We start from the raw sequence: 18,259 nt of genomic DNA, 5'->3' as shown, positions 1-18,259 counted from the left end.
CGCGTTCAAATCGAGAAAACCCAATCGGCCTTGCATGGACCGATGTGCAGGTCATGCATGCAAGGGAGAGCCTTATACCCTCCCGCCCAATGCCGTCATCTCGAACGAAATTGCCCATGGCGCCCGCGTCACCCGCGAAGCATGAAAACAGGCTCCCCCTGGAATCTTTTTGCTGGGTAACCCGGCATCACATGTCCCGGTCGTTGTCGGCATTCCCCTTCGACCTCTGTCGCTTGACACTGCTCCGCAGCTTCTTCTCCTCCAATCGCCGCTCCTTGGCCGCTTTGCTCACCCGCGTCTCTTTCCTCACGGGCGCTCGCTTCAGCGCCGATTTCAGAAGCTCCGCGAACCGCTCCACGGCCAACTCCCGGTTGGCGTGTTGACTGCGCGTCGACTGGGACACCACGCGGAGCATGCCGTCCTTGGCGATGCGGGTACCGAGACGAGTGGCGATGAGAGCCTTGTCCTCCGGGGAAAGGCTCGGCGAGTTGGCCAGATCGAACCGGAGCGTCACCCGGGTGTTCAGCTTGTTCACGTTCTGGCCCCCCGGCCCGCTGCTGAGCGATGCGGTGAAGCTGAGCTCCTCCTCCGGGATGGATATGCGGTTCGTTATCCGTATCATGTGCCCACCCGATTCGGGCGTTTCCCTCGGCGCGCGGCGACAGCCATTCGGTTCCCCCCGGCCTGCGGCGCGGCCGGGAGCCCTGCGGACAACGAGGGACTCCGGGACACTCCATGGACGGGGTCCGGAAAGGAACGGAGCCCTTGAATCTGCCCCGGGGGGAGGCTCCTTCCGCGTTGCGGGGACCGATGAGGGAGCGCTCGCCGGGACCGGTCCGGTCCTCCGACGATGCCCCGGGGATCCGTGAGACTACTTGACATGGACCATGCGAGTCGGCCCGACGTATACAAATGATCGGCGTTCATGACAGCCGGACTTTCCATAGTTTACGGATTGATAGTTGTTATCATTGCATAATATATGGCTTCGATGATGCAATAATGCCGCAGCGGTTGCCCTTATCGTGTTGGAAGGGCGAGGCAAGCCTCGCCCGTGAGGAATTTGGAACTGTGCTGTAGTAGTATACGAATCCTAGTTTCAGACTATAAGTGATCCATGGAACAAATGCAATACATAAAAGCTAAATGAAAATTTATTCATCATAGATTAATGAATAATTATTAATGGTAACGAATTGCCTTCAAGAATATATCTCCACTAATATTCATATTGCGACAAATGGACATCCTTAATTCCTGACAAGATTATTCCCGGTCTCAAGGGCCCGGGTTCTGTTCCATTAAGGGTTAAGACCAGGTAAATCGAAAGGGAGCCTCGAATCCGCCGGTTCAACGAAACACCCCCGGTAAGCGGCGCGACGACTCCGGGGACGTGCGGCGGGTCGGTCCGGCGCGGCGTTTCCGTTCCGCCCGGCTCCAGGCCGCAAACCAACGGGCAACGAGAGGGCGCCCGTCGGCGGCACGGGAACGAGGGGGTCACTCGATGTTCGAAATGATGAGGTCGGAATCGTCACCGGCCTGACGAGGCGATTCCTTCGCGGGCTTCCCGGGAAAGTTCTGCATCGGCCGCATCGTTTCCAGCATATCCTTTATCCCGCCGATGGAACCGAGAACCGCCGTCGCTTCGTACGGCAGATAGACCACTTTGTTGTTCTGTCCGGACACCATTTCCTTAAGCGTCTCGATATACTTGACGGCGATCAGGTAGTTGGTGGGGTCGCCTTTGCTCAAGGCAACGGCCTCCGTGATCATCTTGATCGCCATGCCTTCCGCTTCGGCGGTTCTGACTCTTGCGAGCGCCTCCCCTTCGGCAACCAGGATGCGGGCCTGCTTCTCCCCTTCGGCCTTGTTGATCTCCGCGGTCCGCGCTCCCTCGGCTTCAAGAATACGGGCCTGCTTCAACCCTTCCGCTTCGAGGATCGCCGCCCTTCGATCGCGTTCGGCCCGCATCTGCTTTTCCATGGCGACCCTGATCTCGGGTGGAGGACTGATATCCTGCAGTTCGACCCGGTTGACCTTTACCCCCCACTTGTCCGACGCATCGTCGAGTATCGCTCTCAATTTGCTGTTGATTGTGTCCCGGGATGACAGCGTCTCATCCAGGTCCAGCTCGCCGATGAGGTTTCGGAGGGTGGTCTGGGTGAGCTTTTCGATGGCGTCGGGAAGATTGGCGATCTCGTACACCGCCTTCACGGGGTCGATGACCTGGAAATAAAGCAGAGCGTTCAGCTCGGTGACCACGTTGTCCTTCGTGATGACGCTCTGTTTGGGGAAATCATAGACCGTCTCGCGAAGGTCGATTCGCTTGACGGTTTCCCTGCGCACGAACGTCCGTCCGGAAGAGTCGGTCTGAACGTAACGCCATTCGATCTGTCGGGGTTTGTCGAAGAGGGGCCAGAGGATGTTGATGCCGGAGGAAAGCGTCCGGTGGTATCTTCCGAGTCGTTCGATGACCATCGTCTCGCTCTGCTGGATGATCATGAACCCTCTCACGGCGAAAAAGATAACGAACACGGCCAGTACCGTCAGGACGATCAACAATCCCATGGTCAATTCCTCCTCATTTCGATGTCGGAGCGCGTCTTACGATGACCTTGACCCCCTCGATCCCGATCACTTCGACCCGCGCATTCATTTCGATCGTTTCTCCATTGGCGGCGACGGCCTTCCAGTCATCGCCTCCAACCGTGACACGACCGGAACCGCCCGCATCGTCGATGGTTTCCGTCACGCGACCGATCGTTCCGATCAGTGCGTCGAGGTTCGTTCGCGTGTGCGGGGACGCCTTGTAGCAATACCGGGTAAACAGTGGCCGGACGGTGAAGAAGGCCACGAGGGTTCCTGCGATGAACCCGAGAATCTGCATCTTGAGGCCGAGGCCCAGTCCCGCTGCAAGCGAGGAGGCCATGCAGCCGATTCCGAAGGACGCAAGCACGAATGCGGGCGTAAAAATCTCCGCTATGAAGAGGATTATTGCCAGAATCATCCACAGATGCCATGCGGAAAGCATGATGCGTCCTCCCGGTGAATTGGGGCGAATCGAGAACCGAACCCGAACGGCGGCTGTCGGAACCGGAGACTATCAAGCAATTCAAAAGCAGTCAAAGGTTGTTTGAGCGGGCGCTTGCGAAGGACCCCGGGCGAGCCGCGGCCTCAATCGACGGAATGTCCCCCAATTCGCCGGGGAGGACGGGCTCGCGCCGGCTCCCGCCGGACCGCCGCATCCCGGGTGGTGTCGAGGGCCAGGACGACCGCGCTGGAGACGACCAGGACCCCGCCCAGGATCTGACGCAGGCCGACGGCTTCACTGAACAGCACGTAGCTCGCAAGGCCGCCGAAGACGATTTCCGACATCCCGACGATTCCGACTTCCGCGGAGGAGATGCAGGTCGCCGATTTGATCATGCAAAGCTGCGCAAGGCCCGCGGTGACGGCGATGCCGCCCAGAGCCGCCCAACCCTCGAGGCTCAAGGGCGTCGATGCCGGGCTGAGACCCACGGCGACCGCCGAGACCACCGCCCCGACCGCGCAGAAGTAGAAAAATGGGGTCACGGCGCCGTTGTGCCTGCTGAACCGGCGCACCAGAGTCAGGGCAAGCCCGTGGCAGAAACCCGATCCAACCCCCAGGAGGTGTCCCCCGTTGACATCCGAGACGGCGCCCTGCGGCCACAGGACAAATGCGGTTCCACAGAAGGCGACGGCGATCAGGGTCCACAGCTTCAGACCGATCCGTTCATCGACGAGGAACGGCGAGAAGAGGGCGGCGAAGACGGGATAGAGATACAGAAGCAAAACCGCCTCGAACACCGGCAGGCGAAACAGGGCGAAAATAAAGCAAAGCACTCCCACGACGAGAATGAGTCCCGTGAGCAGCATGCCCGGACGATTTCTGCCCAGCGGATTCAGATGGAAAGCCCGGGCCAGGACGGCTGTGAGAGCCAGTCCGAAAACGGCCCTGGTCAGAAGGATCTGCCAGGGCGTGATTCCCGAGGAACCGAAACGGGTGATGATGTCGTATATCGTGGCAAATCCGGCTGCCGCCAGCGCAAGGGTCAAACCCTGGATTCTTTGTGTCTTCAAAGCGATGATCCACGTTCACGAGAGGTCACGAGCACCAACGGGGAATCCGTTGCCGGTTTCCGAGTCCGGAACCGTCCATGAGCGGCATCCGTCCGGCTCAGCTCCGGGACCGTCCTGGAATGCCGGCCTTCGGCCAGGTACATCATAGGACGAGACGGGCCGGATCGGCAATCGGGAAATCTCGGCGAGTCTCGGCCGGCATCCGAAAACGGTTCGGACGAAGGAGGCCTTGCGCCCTCCCCGTCAGGAGGACGACCGGTACGGGTTTGCGGCCCAACGCATCTTGCCTGCGTCGGCACAGGGAAGCGTCAGTGTCCCTCCATCCGGAAGGGGCGCCACCGGACGGGCAGGGAGATCCGGATGGCGATAAGGCCGGGCGATTCCTGCGAAACCTCGATCTCCCCTCCGTGCTTGTGCACGATGATTTTCGACATGGGGAGATCGGCCGCCGGGTAGTCCATCTTCGATGTCGTGAAGGGATAGAAGAAGTGGTCCACGTCCTCGGGTGACAGGTTCCGGACCGGATAACGCACCAACAGCTCGATCACGTCCTCCTCCAGGGCGGAGGAGATGGTCAGCGTGTCGCCGGGAACCATTTGACTCAGCGCCTTTTTCAACAGGCTCTTCAAGACCTGCTTCATCTGGAGCTCGTCGACCGCGATACGGGGCAGGCCAGGGAGCAATGTGGCGCGGATGGCAACGGCCTTTTCCCTCAGGTCCGTTTCGATTCCGCGCAATGCCGTTTCCACCAGTGATTTCGGGTCCACCGGCGACAGCTCGAGCTCGATGGGCTGGATGTAATTGAGGATCATGCGCAGGATGCCTTCGAGACGGCTGACTTCCTTGACGATGATCTCCACCTTGTCCCGATTCGGGTCGCTGGGGGGCATGGACGAAAGCAGGCGCCGCGCGAACCCGCCCGCCGAAACCAGGGGGTTGCGGATTTCGTGCGCCAGTCTGGCGGAAACCTCGCTGATCGTCTTTATTCCTTCGCTCCGAATGAGTTGTTCCTGGAGCTTCACGCGCCCCGTCACATCCATGATGATGCCGTCCAGCGTGTTCACCCGGCCATCGGGCGTCCGGGTCGGGATGGCGTGGTCCATCACGTGGACGATGGAGCCGTTCTTGTGCACGACACGGTATTCGGCGATGAACTCCCTGCCGTCGAGAAGCGCTTTCTTCCGGAGGTCCGCGACCCTTGAGCGGTCTTCATCGTAGATCGCTCTACTCCACAGAGCCGGCTCCCGGAGTATCTCGGCCGGGCCATAGCCGATGATCTCCTCGACGAACTGATTGATGAACAGCAATTCCCCCGTCGGCCTTATGCGGTAGACGACCAGCGGAACGTTCTCGACGATCGTCCGGTATTTCTCTTCGGATTCCTCCAGGTCGGCCGTGCGCAGCCTCACCAGCGCCTCGGCCTCCCTGTATTCGCTCACGTCGCTCAGTATTCCGACAGAACCCACGAGTCTGCCGGACTCATCGTACCAGGGAAAGGAATGGTCTCTCAACCACTTGCGTTCTCCCGTCCTGGTCACGATCAGGTAGTCTCCCCTGTACTCCCCGGTTTTCCCTTCGTGCCGATCTCTGACCAGCACTTCCGGATCGACGTCTTCCTTTCCGGGCAGATCGATTCGGGTCACCAGCCGGGAAAAGCCGGAGTCCATGATTTCTTCCGGCGGATATCCGGTGAGCTTCTGGATTCCGGGACTCAGGTAGTCGTAGCGCATGGTGTCATAATGCAGGCGGTAGATGACATCCCCGGTGGTTTCCACCATGAATCGGAACCGTTCCTCACTCTCGCGAAGCAGGTCGTCCGACTGCGAGACCGCCGCTTGGTACAGTGCCCGGAGCTTCTCCAATTCCTCCCGGAGGTCCGCCTCCACCCTCGCGTTCTCTCGAACAGCCCGATCGAGAAGGTCCACTTTCCGTTTCAGCTCTTCATAGGATGGTTTTTTCGGCATGACTACCCCTGGAGGCGGCCGCCGGAACGAACGGCACCCCCCGCCTCCCTTTCTCGAGAAGGCGCGCGACGGCCACATTCCCGCTCAAACGGTTCACCGGGCAATAGACTGTCTGCTTCAACAGGATAAACGCATTGCTTTAAATCATACCACATTCCGCTCCCTGTTGAACGCATTTGTTGGCCTCCGGCCGTCCGAAGAGTGCAGACAAAAGACGTGTTCCTCGACACTCCACGGGTCGTCCCCAGCGTATCTTTACGTATGCCGGTGCCGGTCCGGCGCCCGGCATCGGCTCCGGAGTCCTGGGCGAACCCGAGATGCGGGAACTGGCTCCGGTGAAAAGAAAATGCTTTGTTATTTCATTCCTTTGCCGTAACATGTGCGTACACTGTAATGGCCGTTGCCGGCCCAATTTGCCCTCGCGCAAGGAAAGCAACCGCTCCGGCGCTGGTGCGGGCGGAGCACCGAAGAAGCCGCGGACGGGACGTCTATCCCCCGACGGTCAGCCGGTTCCGGCGGCCGAACCGACTGGGATTGCGTTCAAGGTCATGACGGCTGCCGCCCTTCGGGTGTGCCCTCTCCGGCTGAGTTCCATCCCGTGAGTGGATGCGGGCAAGCGGACGGCGACCCCTGTACCGGATGGGTGATCGATGATGCGACGGTTCGGCAGCCTTTGCGTGATGATCCTGCTGGCCATAGTCCTGTCTGCATGTCCGGGTTTGGCCGCTGAATCCATCACCGTGGGAGCGATCTTCTCCCTTTCCGGGATCGCGGCGACGCATAACGGGCCGCTGATTCCCATGCTGGAGCTTGCCGTCGAAGAGGTCAACGAAGGGGGCGGATTGCAGGGGCGTCCGGTGAAGCTCGTGTTCCTGGACAATCAAAGCACCCCCATCGGTTCCGTGAAAGCGGCCGAAGAAGCGGTCCGGCTGGGGATGACCGCCGTGATCGGCGCCCACTGGAGCTCCCATTCGCTGGCCATGGCTCCCGTTCTGCAGAAAGCGGGGATTCCCATGATCAGTCCCGGTTCCACTCATCCGATGGTGACCCGGGTCGGGGACTACATCTTTCGCATATGCTTCGTGGATTCCTTTCAGGGAAGAGCCATGGCCCGGTTCGCCTTTAAGGAACTGGGGGCCAGAAGGGTGGCGGTGGCCAAGAACATCGATGAGGACTACAGCGCGATGCTGGCCGATTGCTTCTCGGAATCCTTTCAGCTCTACGGTGGGAAGGTCGCATGTGAAGTCCAGTATCGCGGCAAGGCGGTCGATTTTTCCGATATCATGGAGCAGATCAGGCGGGCCAGGCCGGATGTCGTGTATGTTCCCGGTTATACGCGAGACAGCGGGCTGCTGATCCGCCAGGGGGTGTCCATGGGAATACGTGCCACGTTCCTGGGCGGTGATGCGTGGGATGAGATTTCCATATACGCCGGGGATGCCGTTGAGGGCAGCTACCAGTCGGCGCCGTGGCATCCGTCCGTTCCGCGTGCCGAGAGCCTTCGCCTGAAGGAACTCTATTTCCGGAAGTACGGCGCGGAAATCAAGAGCTTCAGCGCGCCCCTGGCCTATGACGCCGTGATGCTTCTCGTGGATGCGATCAGGAGGGCGGGGACGTCGGATCGAGCCAGGATCCGGGATTGCCTGGCGGGCACCCTGGACTTTCGGGGAGCGACCGGACTGATAAGCTATCACGGCGGGGGAGATCCGATCGACAAGGAAATCGTGATGTTGAAATGGGAGAAAGGGAGCCCCAGGTATTACCAAACCATCAAACCGGAATGATGGAAGAATCCGCCTCGATGAAAATGCCGGCCGGCAGGCGGTGCAGCGGACCGGAGGGCCGATGGACCATGGCGAACTGCAGGGGAACGCGATGAGGGGCGCCTTTTGGATGTTCATCGCGCTGGCCGCGGCCGTTGCGGCGTTTCCCGCGCAGGCCGCGGATGTCATCGAGATAGCGGCCATCTATGCCTTGACCGGGGAAGCCACGGACACCAACGCAACCTCCGTTCGGGGCGTGCGGATCGCGGTGGAGGAAATCAACGCGCGCGGCGGCGTTTTGGGCCGACGGCTCCGACTGGAGATCCACGATAATCGGAGCACCCCCATCGGCTCCCACCTCGCGGCGGAGCGGGCGGCGGATTCCGATGCCGTCGCCATATTGGGTGCGTCCCGGAGCCCGCATTCACTGCCGATTGCAAAAGTGGCTCAAGCCCGAGGTGTGCCGATGATCACGAACCATTCGACCGATCCTGATATCACGCGGGTGGGCAACTGCATCTTTCGCGTCTGCTTCACCGACGAGGTCCAGGGCGCCGCTCTGGCGCGATTCGCGCGAGAAGACCTCAAGGCCTCCACCGCAACCCTGTTCGTCAATCTGGCAAGCGAGTACAGCACCGGGATTTGCCAGGTCTTCCAGAAACACTTTGAACAGCTGGGCGGCAGGGTGATCCTGGTGAGGGAATACAAGTCCAGGCAGAGGGATTTCGAGGATCTGGTCCGGGACGCGGGCCGCGTGCAGGCGGACGTTCTTTTCCTGTCGGGATATGACGAAAGCGGTCTCATTGCCGTACTCGCCCAGGACAAAGGGGTGACATCCAAATTTGTGGGCGGAGACGGTTTGGCCAATCCGAGCTTTCTGGCCAAGGGTGGAGACCGTCTCAAACGGGCGTACTACTCATCGCACTGGACACCGGCCATGGATTCACGGCGGTCGAGGGAATTCACGGCACGATACGGCGACGTGCCCGATTTCGGCACCGGGACGGCCCTGGCCTACGACGCGGTCATGGTATTGGCTGATGCCATCAAGCGGGCGGGTTCCGCGGAGCGGGGCAGGATTCGTGCCGCACTGGCCGAGACACGCTCCTTCGAAGGCGTGACGGGGGTCATTTCCTTCAACGGCCATGGAGATCCGGTCAAGAGCGTGGTGATCATGGAGGTCAGGGACGGACGGCCTCACTATTTGAAGACGATGCTTCCCTGATGCTGCCGCCCCGGTAGCCGGGGAGGGCGCTCGGCTGCAATCGGCGCGGAGGGCGTCGCCGGTTTCGCGTAGGGCCTCCGCGCCGTGAAGCTTGCCGGCGCGAAGGCGGGAGTTGCCCGGTTCTCCTTTCCGAGGGTGTGGATGAAGATCCGAAGTCTGCGTTTCAAAATCAGTGCGGCTATTCTGGGGACTTCCGCCCTGATCGCCGTCCTTTCCTTTGCGATTCTCTATCCTTTCGAGATGAGCCGCCACGCCGCCTATGAAAAAAAGATTTTTCTGCTGCTGGACACCGTGTTCCATCAAAAGCGCGAAGACCTCGCCAATGAGCTGTTCGCCGGGCAGAAGAAGGCGCTCGCGGCGTCGCTGCAGGACATGCTGAAGGTCGAAGGAATTGTCGGAATAACGGTGTGCCTTCCGGACGGCCAGGTTTTCCTGGCCACGGAGGACGCTTTCGCCGTTCCCATGAAAGGCTCGGAACGTCGGGCCCTCTCCGAATCGTCCACTCTGCTGCCCAGGTACCGCACCCCCCGGTTCCCCTCACTGGGAGTCTACACACGACAGATTGGGGTCATCGGAATGCCGGTGGGGTACATACGGCTCTACTACGACGTTTCAGGGCTGGAGAGAGAAACCCAGTCCTTCGTCATGATCTTCGTGGTGTTGCTGGTGACGATCCTGGTCCTCATGTCGGGCCTTCTCAACTTCCTGCTCACGCGCTTCGTCACAAGGCCCATGTCGCTGCTTCGCGAAGCGATCCTCAAGCTCCAGAAGGGACACCTGGGCGAGACGGTGCACCTGCCTTCGGGCGATGAAATCGGCGACGTGGGGCGTGTCTTCAACGAAATGTCGGTGGACCTCGAGAGAAGCCAGGTGGCGCTCCAGCAGGCGGAGGAGAAGTACCGCGGCATCTTCGAGAATGCAACGGAAGCCATCTTTCAACGTACCCCCGGCAAGGGCCATTTCCTGACGGTGAATCCTTCCATGGTCCGAATGCTGGGATATGCCTCCGAGAAGGAACTGCTGACCAGCGTGACCGATATCGGCCGGCAGCTCTACGTCAGACCGAAGGACCACGAGGAATTCGAGCGCGTGTTGGCCGAGCAGGGGCGCATCGTCGGGTTCGAGACCGAGCTGTATCGCAAGGACCGCAGCACCGTGTGGGTGTCCGCTTCGGCCCGAAGAGTGCCCGGGACGAGCGGTGGAGGTTATTATTATGAAGGGCTGCTGGTCGACGTCACGGAACGCAGGGAAAAGGAGAAGGCCGAACGGGCAAAGGACACGGCCGAGGCCGCCAGCAAGGCAAAGAGCGAGTTCCTGGCGAACATGAGCCATGAAATCAGGACGCCGATGAATGCCATTCTCGGTTTCACGTCGCTCCTCAGCCCTCTGATCACCGACCCGCGCCAGAAGAACTATCTTCAATCGATCCAGTCGAGCGGGAAAAATCTGATGTCGCTCATCAACGATATCCTCGACCTGTCGAAAATCGAGGCGGGGAAGATGGAAATCCAATATGAACCCGTGGTGCTCCGCTCCGTCTTTGTCGATCTGGAGAAGGTCTTTTCCTGGATCATACAGGACAAGGGTCTGCAGTTCATCACGTCCATCGCCTCCGATGTTCCGGAATGCGTGCTCCTGGACGAGGTGCGGTTGAGGCAGATCCTCTTCAACCTGGTGGGAAACGCTCTGCGGTTCACCGAAAGCGGCTGGATCAGGCTTTCGGCCTGGAGGGAAGCGGGGGCGGGCGATGGGAGCTTCTGCCTGGTGATGGTTGTCGAGGACACGGGAATGGGGATCCAGCCGGAGGCTCACAACCGGATATTCGAGTCGTTTCGACAGCAATCCGGGCAGAGAGCGCGCGTGTATGGCGGCACGGGGCTGGGCCTCACCATCTCCAAGAGCCTGGTGGAAATGCTCGGGGGAACGATCTCCGTGCAAAGTCGCCCCGGTGCCGGAAGCGTATTCGAAATCCGTCTTCCGGATGTGTCTGAGGCGGCCGAGACTGACCGGGCCGAACAGGCCGAAACGTCCGATGTCGATTCGATCCTGCTGGACAAGGCAAAGGTGCTCGTGGTGGACGACCTCGACCTCAACCGCAAACTCGTGAAGGAATTCCTGCAGAACACCCGGGTCGAAGTCATCGAGGCGGACAATGGGCAAACGGCTCTGCAGGCCGCCGAGACCGCGAACCCCGACCTCATCCTGATGGACATCAGGATGCCCGGGATGGACGGCTATCAGGCGCTGCGGCGACTCCGCAGAAATCCCGGAACAAGGCGCATTCCCGTTGTCGCTCTGACGGCCTCGGGCATGAAGGAAGAGATCGAGCGCCTCGAGAGGAGCGGGTTCGACGGGTGGCTGGTCAGGCCTTTCAGCAAGCCGGAACTCCTTAAGGAACTGCACCAGTTCATCCATGATCGGAAAGCGCGGACGATTCCGGCGAAACGTCCCCAGGCTTCCGGCCTCGCATCCGCGGATTCCGTCTCGTCGCTGCCGGAACATGTCAGGGATGAAATCGTCGCTTTTCTGGAGAATGAGCTGATGGATCGCTGGGAGATCGTCAGCCGCAAGCAGCACATCTCGGAAATCGAAGACTTCGGCTGCCGCATCAAGGCGCTGGGCGACCGCTACGGAGTGAGCTATCTTTCGACATATGCCGACAATCTGTTGTTTCATACGGCCGGTTTCGACGTTGAAAACATCCGCCGGGCGCTCGACGCGTATCCCGAGTTCGTGGCCGGCGTCAGGAAGTGAGCTCTGTCTGCAAAGGAGCGGGGGTGAGCAGGATCCACAACGGGCAGTGCAACATTCTGATCGTGGATGATATTTCCAAGAATATTCAAGTACTCGGGAATATTCTGCGCCGGGACGGCTATTCCCTTTCCTTTGCCACCAGCGGCACGCAGGCGCTCGATATGGTCTTTGCCGACGACTACGATCTCATTCTTCTTGATGTGATGATGCCGGAGATGGATGGCTTCGAGGTCTGCCGCAAAATCCGCGAGCTTCCGGACGGTCAGGCCATTCCGATCATCTTCCTGACCGCCAAGACCGATGAGGAGGACATCGTCAAGGGGTTTCAGGCCGGGGGGACCGACTATGTGACAAAGCCTTTCAATTCCGAGGAGCTGCTGGCTCGAGTGCATGCGCATCTCGAACTGAAAAGGGCGAGGGACGAAATCCAGCTGGCTTATCAGGAGCTTGCTGAAAGGACCAACGACCTGATCGTCCTCAACGAGGAGCTGCAGAATGCGCTGAGAGAAATCAAGACGTTGCGGGGGTTTCTTCCCATCTGCGCCAATTGCAAGAAGATTCGCAAGAAAGATGCGCCCTACGACAGGCAGGATTCCTGGGTGGACATTGAGAGTTACGTGAAAGACCACACCGAGGCGGAGTTCACGCATTCCATCTGTCCGGAGTGCATGCGGCTGCTCTACCCCGATTTTGTCCGCAAGCCCTGAGCGGACATCGCCCCGAAGGCGCCGCCCGCGCCGCCGGGAAGGCTCGGAGGACCGTCGGCCTCAGGCGCTCTTTCCCACAGCCGTGTCCTAAAGACAGGTCGACATGTTCCTGATCAGCGAGTTCCTGCGGACATAAGGGATGCACAGCCTGTGGCGCGCTCTCGTCATCCCCACGAAGGCGTATCGCCGGGCGCGATCCGTCAGCCCGATGTCCGGTGCCAGTTCGTCCAGACCGAGCAGAAAAACGCAGGCCCAGTCGAGGCCCCGGGCACCGTGGATGGCCGATACGCATACCCTGTCGGTCGAAATGTCGTAGGAACGCCTGGCGCTGTAGTTTTCCGTGGTCCAGTCGGCGATGATGCCCCTGGATTCCAGCGCCCCGATGAGCAGCTCGGGCAATGAAACCCGCTCTCCTTTCGCATCCCGGGTGAACCGCACGGAATAGAGAACGGCCATTTCCGACAGGGGATATTCCCCACAGGCGTGCAATGCCTTGATCATGTCCGCCACGTGAAAAACCAGCTCTCCGATGTCCCCCATCCGGGTCATGACGGGTTTTGGCCCATGAACCGCGCATTCGGGCGGGAGCGCCGATTCGCCGGCATTCTCATACTTCATGAAGCCGAACGCAAACTGCCTTATTTCGCTGGTGAAACGGTAGGATGAACCGACCCGATCGATGCGGACCTTTGTCCCGTTTTCCGGAACATCCCAGAACGCGCCCTCGCCGTACAGGCTTTGTCCTTCATCGAGGGCCACGGTCAGATCATTCGAGTCGGGATCGAGCAGATTGACGATCACCTTGCCCATAGCCGGGGTGAAATCCTGGCCTTCGTCGACCAGAACGGCATCGTACTTCACTCCTTCGGTCCGCTGGCGCGCAAGGGTCTCCTCGACCACAAGCTCGTAATAGCTCTTGTCCGCACTGTCGAAGCGAATTTCTTCCCCGAGGATCTTCGAACAAAGCTCGAAGAAATGGCAGACCTCGACCCCGCCCGGTCCGAACCCCGCTTTCTTCTCCGAAAGCAGCCGCTTGACGTAATTGACGAGAGAAGCGTTGTGGCAGACGAAGAGCATGTTCTTGACGTCCTGCCTGTAGAGCCTCAGGAACACCGCCTTGTGAACCAGGATGAGGGTCTTCCCGCTTCCCGGGGGTCCCGTGATGATGTGCCGGCCCGGAGCGAACCTCCGTGCGAGGGCTTCCTGGCGGTCGTCGAGCACATTCAACCGCCTGGAAGGATCCACATAGGCGCACGCATCCCGTTCCGGTTGAGTGATGCGGACCACGGGGAAAAGCAGATGCTTCAGGTGATTGTATTCCGCCCGGGTGATGCTGAAGCGGAACCTGGGCGGAAACATGTCCCGGAGCTTCCTGCGGAAACACCTGCCGCTGCCGTCCAGGCAGATTTCCGAGCTCGCGTGCAGGTCGTCCCAAAGAAAGACGCGGTTGAGGTTGATCACCCTGTCCAGTCCACGCCGGCAGTATTCGTCCTTGCGGATGTTCGGGAAAACCACCCCGTAGTCGATCGGGACCTTGGGGTTGCCGTAATGTGCCGCATCCGTCGACAACAGCCTGCCGTCGGCTTTCAGCCTGTCCTTGAGGGAGTTGAGATACTCGCGAGCCTGGTGAAGAGGACTCTTCAGGCTCTTGGTGGCCTTGCCCATGCGCAGTTTGAAGCTGGACGGGTTCGCTTCCAGAATCTGGCTCAGCTCCCAGTCCTTGACCTCAAAGACGATCAGGCCGATCTCCTCGCAGTAGAGGATGAAATCCGGTTCTTTCCCGGCGATGTCGGGGAGATACCACGTGGTGAACTCACGGTCCGGCTTTGCGAACGTTTCCAGGAAACTGTAAAACTTGCGTTCGCCTTCCGTGGTGAATTCGTCGATGTCGTGCGGAATCATTGTGGCCATGATTGCACCCTGGTCGAGCATTCCGTTGCAGATGTGCCGCCGTCCCGCGAGCGGATTCCACACGGCGGGCAGCGACTCCCGCAATGCGCATCCGCTCCCCCGAAGACGCCGCAGCGGCGAGGCCGCGTGCGGCTAACGGCCCGTGCGCCGCCTGACCGTTACCGTCTCGCCTCCTATGCCCCAGTTGTCGGTGTCCACTTCTTCGATCACGACAACCGTCGTCTGAGGGTTCTTCCCCAGAATATCCGAAAGGAGACTCGTCACTCCCTTGATGAGGCGGGCCTTCTGTTCCGCCGTAGCACCCTCTCTGGTGATCTTGATGTTCACGTAGGGCATCGCAATCTCCTCTTTCAATAGGGTTTCCGCAGGACACAAGACCTCCCCCGCTCACGCTCCGTTCCTTGCCCGAATGACCCGTTTCCGCGCTTTCCCATGCGCGAGGCGCCGTTGTCATTCCTGACACTCAATCGGCTCCCGGAACGCGAAACTGAAGAAGCATCGGGCTGCCGCGTTGGAAGCCCATTGATCGCCAGGGGCGGTTCTTCCCGCCCGGGGATTGTCGAAAGCCGGAGCGGAGACGGTCGACTCAACCCTGCTCAAAAGCGGTCTCAACCGCCGGAACGGCCGTCCGTCACGTATCCTCATTGCAAATCGTACGGATGTCAAGCGGGTTCCCGGTTGAATCCCCGCCTCTGCATCCGTGGAATCCGATACTGCGGAAGTCCGCCCACCCGACTTCGCCGAAGTGAAGCGTAGCGGGATGGGTTCTTCCCGCCGTGGAGCCGAACCGTTCGCTTGTCCGGCCTGCCGAACGGCATTGACGCTCGGCGTGCGTTCCATTGCTTCGCGGGCCCCCTTATTTTTTTACCGGAAGAAAAGGAACGAGATCCCTGTCCTGTTATGATGGAATCAACTTGAAGATCCAAGGTGGAAAGTAAAAGGATTCCTATTCCGTGATTAGAGTAGGAATATTTAGTGCCTGCTTTCTAAGGAATTGGAATTATGAAAATATAGAATATAGTCATATTCATTGATGATTTTTGTTGACATGACATTCTATATATATTGATATTAGACTTGACCAATAAAGCGTAGTTCATGATACACAATAAACTATATCCATCAATAATAGTCATGGCCTTCGAAGGAGTGTCCGTTCGCGTGGAGGGAATCCTGATAGGAGCTTGTGTGGAAATGAAGCTATCGGATGAGCCTGTTTCCAAGCTTCGCGGGTGACGCCGGCGCCATGGCGATTGTGCTCAAGACGGTATTGCTGACGGGAGGGCATGAAGCTTTTCCCTTTTATGTGTCCGACCGGCGCACTCCCGCGGACGATCTTTCCGACGCGGAGACGGGGCATGGCCCGCCGCGCAGCCTGGGGACCTGGTGTTGTAGCGTCTCGAACGCGAATTGCTCCGGGGACATGAATTTGTGAGGGGGGAGCCGAGCGCGGGCGAAGTCCGGTGGACAAAGCGTGTTGGTCCGACGGGTGAGGTTGAGGAGGGTCTTGGTTTTGATCAGGTGAGTCGTTGAAACATCAAACCGACGAGGAGATTCGAATGAAAGCTGTTGTTTCACTCTCTCTTGCCGTTCTTTTCGCACTGTTGCCCCAATGGGGTCATGCGGCCGCCATGAATCCGTTATTCGACTTCGGGAGTCTGTACGGCTTTATGATGTTCCTGCTCGTGATCGCGGTGATTTTTCTCATCTGCAGGGAAATCGTATGCTGGTACTGGAAGATCAACAAAGCGATGGTTCTGCTGACGGAGATTCGCGACTCGCTCCGGGGGAACGCGCTTTCCGGGGGGAGACCGGGCGGGGCGGGGGCGCAAGGGTTGCAGTGCCCTTCGTGCGGCAAGACGGACGCCTACTACGACGTATACAACAGGCTGTTCTGCCCGAACTGCAAACGGTATGTGAACAACCCCTGACCGGCGCCTGACGCAAACCGAGCCATATCGTGGATCAGGCGCGGTTTACGGCTGCGGAGCACCCCGAAGGGATGGGGATCATCTCGAAGGGGTGCGCGATTTCGGGGAATACGGGGAACCATCGATGGATTGCCGATTCCATACCGCAGCTGCGCCTGATGCACTATTGCCCGGAATAGTATTTGACCCAGGTTCGTTTGCCGCTGGAGTCGTACTTGACGGTCGCGAAGCCAAAATCGTCCGAGGAGGACAATTGCGACTGGCCCGTCACGTAAACGTTCCCGGCACTGTCGACGGCGATGGCGCTCGGGGTGTCCTGGCCGTTCCCCTTCCCGTTGAATCGCTGCACCCAACACGTCTTGCCCCCCGGTCCGTACTTTATGGTGGCAAAGTCCGTGCCGGTGCCCGATCCGTCCGATTGTCCGGTCACATAGGCGGCTCCGCTCGAGTCCACGGCGATGGCCCGTGCAAAGTCAGAGCCGCGGGCAGGCCCGTTGTACCTTTTCGTCCACACGAGGGCGCCCGAGGAATCATACTTGACGGTCAGGAAATCCCCGTCGCCCGATGACCCTGTCACATATGCGCCCACGTTTCCACAGGCCGCGACCGCGCTCGGGTTATCGTTCCCTGTGCCCGAGTCGAAATTTTTCACCCATTTCCGGTTGCCGGTCGTCTTGTCGTAGCTCACCGTGGTGTAATCCTGCGAAGAGGAGCTTCCTTGAGTGCCGCCCGATACGTACACGGAACTCTTGGACACGGCCAGCCCCACGGGGTAGTTGACGGAACTGCCGCTTCGCGTGTGGCGCCTGGCCCAAATCTGTTTGCCGGAGGAGTCGTACTTGACAGTCGCAAAATCAAATTCCGATTCTCCTGACTGGGATGTCCCCGTCACATAGGCGTTTCCGAAGGAATCCACCGCGATGCCCGACGGCCTGCTCGACCCTTTGAGAGGACCGTTGTAGCGCTTCGCCCAGAGTTGCTTGCCGGCCGAATCGTATTTCACCGTGGTGAAATCCCACCGGGTGTCGGACACCTGGCTGTCGCCCGTGACATAGGCGTTGCCGGAGGAATCCACGGCGATCCCGGTCGGCCAGTCGGACCTCGATACCGGTCCGTTGTATCGCCTGATCCATTGTTGCTCGCCGCTCCTTGAATACTTCACGGTCGCAAAATCCTCTTGAGTGCCCGTCCCTGGGGAAGCTCCCGTGACGTAGGCGTTTCCCGCGGAATCCACGGCGATTCCGCCTGCAAGGTCGTCGCCTTTGGCCGGGCCGTTGTAGTGTCTCACCCAGGCCGCCGCACCGGCTTTGGAATACTTGATCGTCGCGAAATCGGAGTTGCCGGACGTATTGACCCATTGTCCCGTGACATAGGCGTTGCCTTGTGAATCGACGGCGATGCCGACAGGCTGGTTCGAATCCTGCAAAGGATTCCCCTGCGGATTTGACCGGCTCATGGGACGCCGCGCTGCCGGCCGGTCCTCTCCTTCCAGGCCGGTCGACACTCCGGTGCCCTGCCCGTCCGGGCCGGCTCCGGCTCCGGACACGATCCAACCCGATGCCAGGAACAACGCCAACGCGCAAAACACGATCCCATGCAAGGACCTTTTCAGGAAATCCATCGCTTCCTCCTCTGCGGCACCGTCGCCGTCCCGGAACACGACCCGCGCCCGGTCGTCCTGTTCCCGCAAGTTGCCGGACACACTGAAAACATCATGATATTGCGGCAACCCGGCCATCAATGTAATATTGAAAAAACAGGGGAGTCAACGAATAATCGCGGGGCGGAACAATACGTTAACCTTTGCGATGAAGAAGTGTTTCGCATGAGAAAGCGACTGGTGATTTTAAGGCATTCGAATCGCGGGAACCACAAGCCTTCCTTGGGCCGACCTCTCGCATGG

At 59.6% G+C, this 18,259-nt stretch carries 14 protein-coding genes; 6 read left to right on the top strand and 8 right to left on the bottom strand.

Annotation, left to right across the window (positions count from 1 at the left end; all coding sequences use genetic code 11):
- Positions 1-187 precede the first annotated feature (187 nt).
- From arfB to SFUM_RS11930, 5 genes are all read right to left on the bottom strand, one after another.
- Positions 188-622 carry an alternative ribosome rescue aminoacyl-tRNA hydrolase ArfB gene (gene arfB, locus SFUM_RS11950; RefSeq protein WP_011699162.1) on the bottom strand — a complete coding sequence of 145 codons (435 nt, stop codon included), beginning with the start codon at positions 620-622 and terminating at the stop codon, positions 188-190.
- Between the two features lie 875 nt (positions 623-1,497).
- Positions 1,498-2,568, bottom strand: coding sequence for an SPFH domain-containing protein (locus SFUM_RS11945; protein WP_011699161.1), 1,071 nt, complete (start codon positions 2,566-2,568; stop codon positions 1,498-1,500).
- A gap of 13 nt (positions 2,569-2,581) precedes the next feature.
- The gene (locus SFUM_RS11940) at positions 2,582-3,031 is read right to left on the bottom strand and encodes an NfeD family protein (protein WP_011699160.1); all 450 of its coding nucleotides are present in this window, start codon (positions 3,029-3,031) and stop codon (positions 2,582-2,584) included.
- A 143-nt stretch (positions 3,032-3,174) separates the two neighbouring features.
- A complete protein-coding gene (locus SFUM_RS11935) occupies positions 3,175-4,101 on the bottom strand; it encodes a DMT family transporter (RefSeq protein WP_011699159.1) in 927 nt (308 codons plus the stop codon).
- Between the two features lie 308 nt (positions 4,102-4,409).
- Positions 4,410-6,065, bottom strand: coding sequence for a PAS domain S-box protein (locus SFUM_RS11930; RefSeq protein ID WP_011699158.1), 1,656 nt, complete (start codon positions 6,063-6,065; stop codon positions 4,410-4,412).
- Between the two features lie 650 nt (positions 6,066-6,715).
- Here SFUM_RS11930 and SFUM_RS11925 point away from each other — a divergent pair.
- From SFUM_RS11925 to SFUM_RS11910, 4 genes are all read left to right on the top strand, one after another.
- Positions 6,716-7,849 carry an ABC transporter substrate-binding protein gene (locus tag SFUM_RS11925; RefSeq protein ID WP_049766363.1) on the top strand — a complete coding sequence of 378 codons (1,134 nt, stop codon included), beginning with the start codon at positions 6,716-6,718 and terminating at the stop codon, positions 7,847-7,849.
- 61 nt (positions 7,850-7,910) lie between these two features.
- Positions 7,911-9,053, top strand: coding sequence for an ABC transporter substrate-binding protein (locus SFUM_RS11920; protein ID WP_011699156.1), 1,143 nt, complete (start codon positions 7,911-7,913; stop codon positions 9,051-9,053).
- A gap of 141 nt (positions 9,054-9,194) precedes the next feature.
- Positions 9,195-11,807, top strand: a complete 2,613-nt coding sequence (locus SFUM_RS11915; protein WP_011699155.1) for a hybrid sensor histidine kinase/response regulator — start codon at positions 9,195-9,197, stop codon at positions 11,805-11,807.
- Positions 11,808-11,830: 23 nt separating this feature from the next.
- Entirely contained in the window at positions 11,831-12,514 is a 684-nt protein-coding gene (locus SFUM_RS11910; RefSeq protein ID WP_011699154.1) for a response regulator transcription factor, read from the top strand.
- An 87-nt stretch (positions 12,515-12,601) separates the two neighbouring features.
- On the opposite strand, the gene SFUM_RS11905 is transcribed toward SFUM_RS11910, so the two are convergent.
- Together SFUM_RS11905 and SFUM_RS11900 are read right to left on the bottom strand one after the other, a co-directional pair.
- A complete protein-coding gene (locus SFUM_RS11905; protein ID WP_011699153.1) occupies positions 12,602-14,425 on the bottom strand; it encodes a 3'-5' exonuclease in 1,824 nt (607 codons plus the stop codon).
- A gap of 132 nt (positions 14,426-14,557) precedes the next feature.
- On the bottom strand, positions 14,558-14,761 hold the full coding sequence (locus SFUM_RS11900) for a tautomerase family protein (RefSeq protein ID WP_011699152.1): 204 nt from the start codon (positions 14,759-14,761) through the stop codon (positions 14,558-14,560).
- An 871-nt stretch (positions 14,762-15,632) separates the two neighbouring features.
- Here SFUM_RS11900 and SFUM_RS11895 point away from each other — a divergent pair.
- Both SFUM_RS11895 and SFUM_RS11890 read left to right on the top strand, forming a co-directional pair.
- Positions 15,633-15,860 carry a hypothetical protein gene (locus SFUM_RS11895; RefSeq protein ID WP_041440404.1) on the top strand — a complete coding sequence of 76 codons (228 nt, stop codon included), beginning with the start codon at positions 15,633-15,635 and terminating at the stop codon, positions 15,858-15,860.
- Between the two features lie 124 nt (positions 15,861-15,984).
- Positions 15,985-16,356 carry a hypothetical protein gene (locus SFUM_RS11890; RefSeq protein WP_011699151.1) on the top strand — a complete coding sequence of 124 codons (372 nt, stop codon included), beginning with the start codon at positions 15,985-15,987 and terminating at the stop codon, positions 16,354-16,356.
- A gap of 163 nt (positions 16,357-16,519) precedes the next feature.
- On the opposite strand, the gene SFUM_RS11885 is transcribed toward SFUM_RS11890, so the two are convergent.
- Positions 16,520-17,977, bottom strand: a complete 1,458-nt coding sequence (locus SFUM_RS11885) for an SBBP repeat-containing protein (RefSeq protein WP_011699150.1) — start codon at positions 17,975-17,977, stop codon at positions 16,520-16,522.
- Positions 17,978-18,259 lie beyond the last annotated feature (282 nt).

The sequence above is a fragment of the Syntrophobacter fumaroxidans MPOB genome, from assembly GCF_000014965.1.
Classification (GTDB): Bacteria; Desulfobacterota; Syntrophobacteria; order Syntrophobacterales; family Syntrophobacteraceae; genus Syntrophobacter; species Syntrophobacter fumaroxidans.
Note: the sequence above shows the minus strand (reverse complement) of the source record. Positions and strands in the feature narration are given on the sequence as shown.

What these genes read in the sequence shown, in the direction of transcription:
- SFUM_RS11930 (WP_011699158.1), bottom strand. Translation starts at nt 6,065, where the DNA reads ATGCCGAAAAAACCATCCTATGAAGAGCTGAAACGGAAAGTGGACCTT.
- SFUM_RS11885 (WP_011699150.1), bottom strand. Translation starts at nt 17,977, where the DNA reads ATGGATTTCCTGAAAAGGTCCTTGCATGGGATCGTGTTTTGCGCGTTG.
- SFUM_RS11905 (WP_011699153.1), bottom strand. Translation starts at nt 14,425, where the DNA reads ATGGCCACAATGATTCCGCACGACATCGACGAATTCACCACGGAAGGC.
- SFUM_RS11890 (WP_011699151.1), top strand. Translation starts at nt 15,985, where the DNA reads ATGAAAGCTGTTGTTTCACTCTCTCTTGCCGTTCTTTTCGCACTGTTG.
- arfB (WP_011699162.1), bottom strand. Translation starts at nt 622, where the DNA reads ATGATACGGATAACGAACCGCATATCCATCCCGGAGGAGGAGCTCAGC.
- SFUM_RS11895 (WP_041440404.1), top strand. Translation starts at nt 15,633, where the DNA reads ATGAGCCTGTTTCCAAGCTTCGCGGGTGACGCCGGCGCCATGGCGATT.
- SFUM_RS11920 (WP_011699156.1), top strand. Translation starts at nt 7,911, where the DNA reads ATGGACCATGGCGAACTGCAGGGGAACGCGATGAGGGGCGCCTTTTGG.
- SFUM_RS11925 (WP_049766363.1), top strand. Translation starts at nt 6,716, where the DNA reads ATGATGCGACGGTTCGGCAGCCTTTGCGTGATGATCCTGCTGGCCATA.
- SFUM_RS11915 (WP_011699155.1), top strand. Translation starts at nt 9,195, where the DNA reads ATGAAGATCCGAAGTCTGCGTTTCAAAATCAGTGCGGCTATTCTGGGG.
- SFUM_RS11940 (WP_011699160.1), bottom strand. Translation starts at nt 3,031, where the DNA reads ATGCTTTCCGCATGGCATCTGTGGATGATTCTGGCAATAATCCTCTTC.
- SFUM_RS11945 (WP_011699161.1), bottom strand. Translation starts at nt 2,568, where the DNA reads ATGGGATTGTTGATCGTCCTGACGGTACTGGCCGTGTTCGTTATCTTT.
- SFUM_RS11900 (WP_011699152.1), bottom strand. Translation starts at nt 14,761, where the DNA reads ATGCCCTACGTGAACATCAAGATCACCAGAGAGGGTGCTACGGCGGAA.